This is a genomic window from Mesorhizobium sp. M7A.F.Ca.US.006.04.2.1, assembly GCF_004022915.1.
GTDB lineage: Bacteria > Pseudomonadota > Alphaproteobacteria > Rhizobiales > Rhizobiaceae > Mesorhizobium > Mesorhizobium ciceri.
In genome coordinates, this window is sequence record NZ_RZQA01000640.1 from 1 (window position 1) to 3,793 (window position 3,793).

General features: G+C 64.3%; 4 protein-coding genes and 1 other RNA gene. 4 read left to right on the top strand and 1 reads right to left on the bottom strand.

Translation table 11 applies throughout. The features are described from left to right. On the top strand, positions 1–493 hold a 493-nt coding region (locus EN925_RS27040), incomplete at its 5' end, for a transglycosylase SLT domain-containing protein (protein ID WP_164894414.1). A gap of 50 nt (positions 494–543) precedes the next feature. After that, positions 544–953: RNase P RNA component class A (gene rnpB / locus EN925_RS27045), an RNA gene on the top strand. Positions 954–1,041: 88 nt separating this feature from the next. Here the strand turns inward: rnpB and EN925_RS27050 are convergent. Continuing rightward, the gene (locus EN925_RS27050; RefSeq protein WP_127385611.1) at positions 1,042–2,169 is read right to left on the bottom strand and encodes a cystathionine gamma-lyase; all 1,128 of its coding nucleotides are present in this window, start codon (positions 2,167–2,169) and stop codon (positions 1,042–1,044) included. A gap of 410 nt (positions 2,170–2,579) precedes the next feature. Between EN925_RS27050 and mraZ the strand changes: the two genes are divergently transcribed. Further along, positions 2,580–3,038: a division/cell wall cluster transcriptional repressor MraZ gene (gene mraZ, locus EN925_RS27055; protein WP_013530948.1), complete on the top strand. Its 459-nt coding sequence runs from the start codon at positions 2,580–2,582 to the stop codon at positions 3,036–3,038. Then, a partial coding sequence (gene rsmH / locus EN925_RS27060; protein ID WP_128337052.1) for a 16S rRNA (cytosine(1402)-N(4))-methyltransferase RsmH occupies positions 3,035–3,793 on the top strand: 759 nt, incomplete at its 3' end. The genes mraZ and rsmH, both read left to right, overlap by 4 nt.

The following is a 3,793-nucleotide window of genomic DNA, read 5'->3' on the forward strand; positions in this document are numbered from 1 at the left end:
GACAGCCAAAAGGCAGACGAAGCGCGGCCGCAAGACCGTCGACATGACGAGAACGGCATCGATCGGCCTCAGGAACGCGGCGGAGTCGACGGCCGCGGTGGCGAGCAGCGGCCAGTATTCCGCAATCGTTGCCCGCTATGCGGCGATCGAAGGCGTGCCGGTGTCGCTCGCCTCGGCGGTCATCAAGATCGAGAGCAACTACCGGCCCAACATCGTCGGCAGCGCCGGCGAGATCGGCCTGATGCAGATCAAGCCGGCCACGGCTCGGATGATGGGCTATAGCGGCTCCGCCAAGGGCCTGTTCGATCCCGACACCAACATCAAATACGGCATGAAATACCTTGCCATGGCACGGAGCCTCGGTGGCGGCACGACCTGCGGCACCATTCTGAAATACAATGCCGGACACGCCGCAACGCGGATGAACCCCGTGTCGGCAGCCTATTGCGGCAAGGTCAAGGTGCAGATGGCTGCGCTTGGATCGCCCGCATAAGTCAGCTTTTTCGTTTGCGTTTTCGGGCGTGAACCCCTTTATACGCTCTGCCAGCTGGCTGGGCGGCCGCACCCGCAAACGCCGAAAGGTCGTGGGTGAGGAAAGTCCGGGCTCCATGGAAACACGGTGCCGGTTAATGGCCGGCGGGGGCGACCCCAGGGAAAGTGCCACAGAAAGCAAACCGCCACGATCCGGCTTGCCGGATTCGGGGCAAGGGTGAAAGGGTGGGGTAAGAGCCCACCGCGCGACTGGCAACAGGAGCGGCACGGTAAACCCCACCGGGAGCAAGACCGAATAGGGACGGTGCGAGGGGAAACCCTCGAGGGCTGTTTCCGGCTCACCGTCCGGGTAGGTTGCGTGAGGCGCATGGCAACATGCGCCCAAGATGAATGGCCGCCACGTTCTCGCCTCGCAAGGGACGAGGGCCATACAGAACCCGGCTTACAGGCCAGCTGGCAATTTCTCTCCCCCGATATCAAGAGAAATCTCTTGAAATCAGCAGGTTGCGCCCCTGGGGCGCGCCTGTTGATTCAAGCCTGTCCGGCCGTTCATCCGAGCCGGGAGCCGCTGATCCCGTCCAGCGACGTCTCGATCGCTTTCCAGAGCTCTTCCACCGGCTCGCAGCCGACCGACAGGCGGACGAAACCGGCGGAGACCGCATCGCCTCGCTTCAGGCGCCGCTCGGCGGAGGTGTGGACGCCGCCGAAGGATGTCGCGGCCTGCATCAGGGCACAATTGTTGATGAAGTCCTCGGCTTTGTCTTCCGAGGCGAGTTCGAACGAGATGAGAAAGCCGAAGCGCTCCATCTGGGCGCGGGCTAGGTTGTGCGAAGGGTCGCCTTCCAGCCCGGGATAACGCAGGCCACTGATTGCCTTGTGGCCCTGCAGCCGCCGCGCGATGACTTCCGCCGAGGAACACATGCGATCGAAGCGCACATCCAGTGTCTCCAGGCCGCGGTGCACCAGCCAGGCTTCGAACGGACCGGGAATGCTGCCGGAAACTTCGCGCCAGCCGGTCACGGCGGCGATGATATCGGCATTGCGACTGGCGACATGGCCGAACAGCACGTCGGCATGGCCATTGGGTGCCTTGGTGTCGGCGGCAACGACGATATCGGCGCCGTGGTCGAGCGGTCGTTGGCCGAAAGGGGTCATGGTCGTGTTGTCGACCACAAGGATCGCGCCGGCTTTGTGGACAGCATCGGCAACGGCGGCGATATCGCAGATATCCAGCCCCGGATTGGCAGGGGTTTCGACAAATGCCAGCCGATAGCCATCGAAGCCGCCATCGAGGAAGGTCGAAGTCGGCCTGACATCATAGGTGATGCCGAGCGGCTTGAGGAAGCGCTCGGCCAGCGCTCGTGTCGTGTGATAGCCGTCCGATGGCAGCAGGATACGGTCGCCGGCCTTGAGCACGGCAAAAAACGCCGCCGAGATTGCCGCCATTCCGGAAGGGAACGCGACGCAGGGCGCGTCCTCCAGATGGGCCAGCATATGCTCGACCGCGTCCCAGGTCGGGTTGCTGAATCGCCCGTACTGGTTGAAGCCGGTGGCGTCGCCGGGCGCATGAAAGATGGCGGCCATGGTCAGCGGCAGGGGAATGGAATCGCCCATGGCAAGCGCGCTGCGTCGCAGGTGAGGAAGCGCTGCAGCGCGTGACTTTGCTGTTTCAGACATCAAATTTCAGACCCTGTTGGTGACCGGCTGGATGTGGCGAGACGCTATGCCCGGCAGCGGCTCGCGGCAAGGCGCGTCCAGTTGGGCCAGGCGGCTCTAAACGCTTCGTTAGGCTTAATAGACCATAAAGACGAGACGTGTCGTCACGGCTGCTCTCATTGGTCGCGGCGCGCGCGTTTGTGAAGCCTATTCCCGTTGACGCCCATAGTGCCCCATGATATCCCATCCAGACATCAAAGCCTTCGTTCCGTGTCAGGGTAAAGCGTACGCCAATCGGGCAGCCGCGACGGCTGCGCGTTTGCCGGTTTTTGCCTGTGCGGACGAGGCTGATACGGGGCAGGGAACGCGCTGCGGCGGCGCGTGCGACAAGATGCAGAGGGGTGCGGCGGCGCAAGCGGCTGTAGCGTTTAATGGACCGGTTTCTGTCAAACACGGTGAGCAGGATCGATGCGAAGGGGCGGGTGTCCGTTCCCGCGCATTTCCGTGCCGTCGTGCAGAAGCGCGGCTATTCGGAACTCTATGCGCTGCGCTGCCTGGACCTGCCGGCGATGGATGTCGGCGGGCTCGACCTGCTCGACCGCTACGAGCAGCGCATAGCGCTCGAGGATCCCTTCCTGCAGACGGCGGACGATATGTCGTTCTTCTGCCATGGCGACGGAACCTTCTTGAAACTCGACCAGGACGGCCGCATCACGATGAGCGATTTCCTTCGCGAACACACCGGCATCTCGGCGGAAGTGGCCTTTGTCGGGCGCGGCAATTTCTTTCAGATCTGGGAGCCGGGACGGCTTGCCGCCTATGGGGCGCAGGCGCGGGCACGGCTTTTGCAGCTTCGGCAGGGGACGAAGCCTGGGGAGCGACCGGAATGACGGCAGGCCACGGCGATGACCTTCCTCGCGCCGTAGATGGGCACGCCGTTGGCGGATCGGCCCGCCACATTCCGGTCCTCCTTGCCGAAGTGCTCGAAGCACTGGCGCCGGCGCAGGGCGACCTCATCATCGACGGCACGTTTGGCGCCGGCGGCTACACCAGGGCCATTCTGGCGACAGGCGCCTCCGTGGTGGCGATCGACCGCGATCCGGATGCCATTGCGGCCGGGCGCGATCTTGAAGTGCAGTCGGGTGGTCGGCTGCGGCTGGTGCAGGCGCCGTTCTCGACGCTGGACGAACATGTCGAGAGCGCCGACGGGATCGTGCTCGACATCGGCGTGTCCTCGATGCAGCTCGACCAGGCGGAGCGCGGGTTTTCGTTCCGCGCCGACGGGCCGCTCGACATGCGCATGGCGCAATCGGGCCTCAGCGCCGCCGACGTCGTCAATTCCTTCAAGCCGGGCGATCTTGCCCGCATCTTCGGCTTCCTCGGCGAGGAGCGCCATGCCGGACGCATTGCCCGCATGATCGAGGCGCGCCGCGAAAAGCGCCCGTTCGAGCGCACGTTGGAACTCGCCGACGCCATCGAGACGCATATCGGCCGGGCGCCGAAGGACAAGATCCATCCGGCGACGCGCGTCTTCCAGGCGCTGCGCATTTTTGTCAATGACGAGCTTGGCGAACTGGCCAAGGCCCTGTTTGCGGCCGAACGCGCTCTGAAGCCGGGCGGACGGCTCGCCGTGGTCACCTTCCAT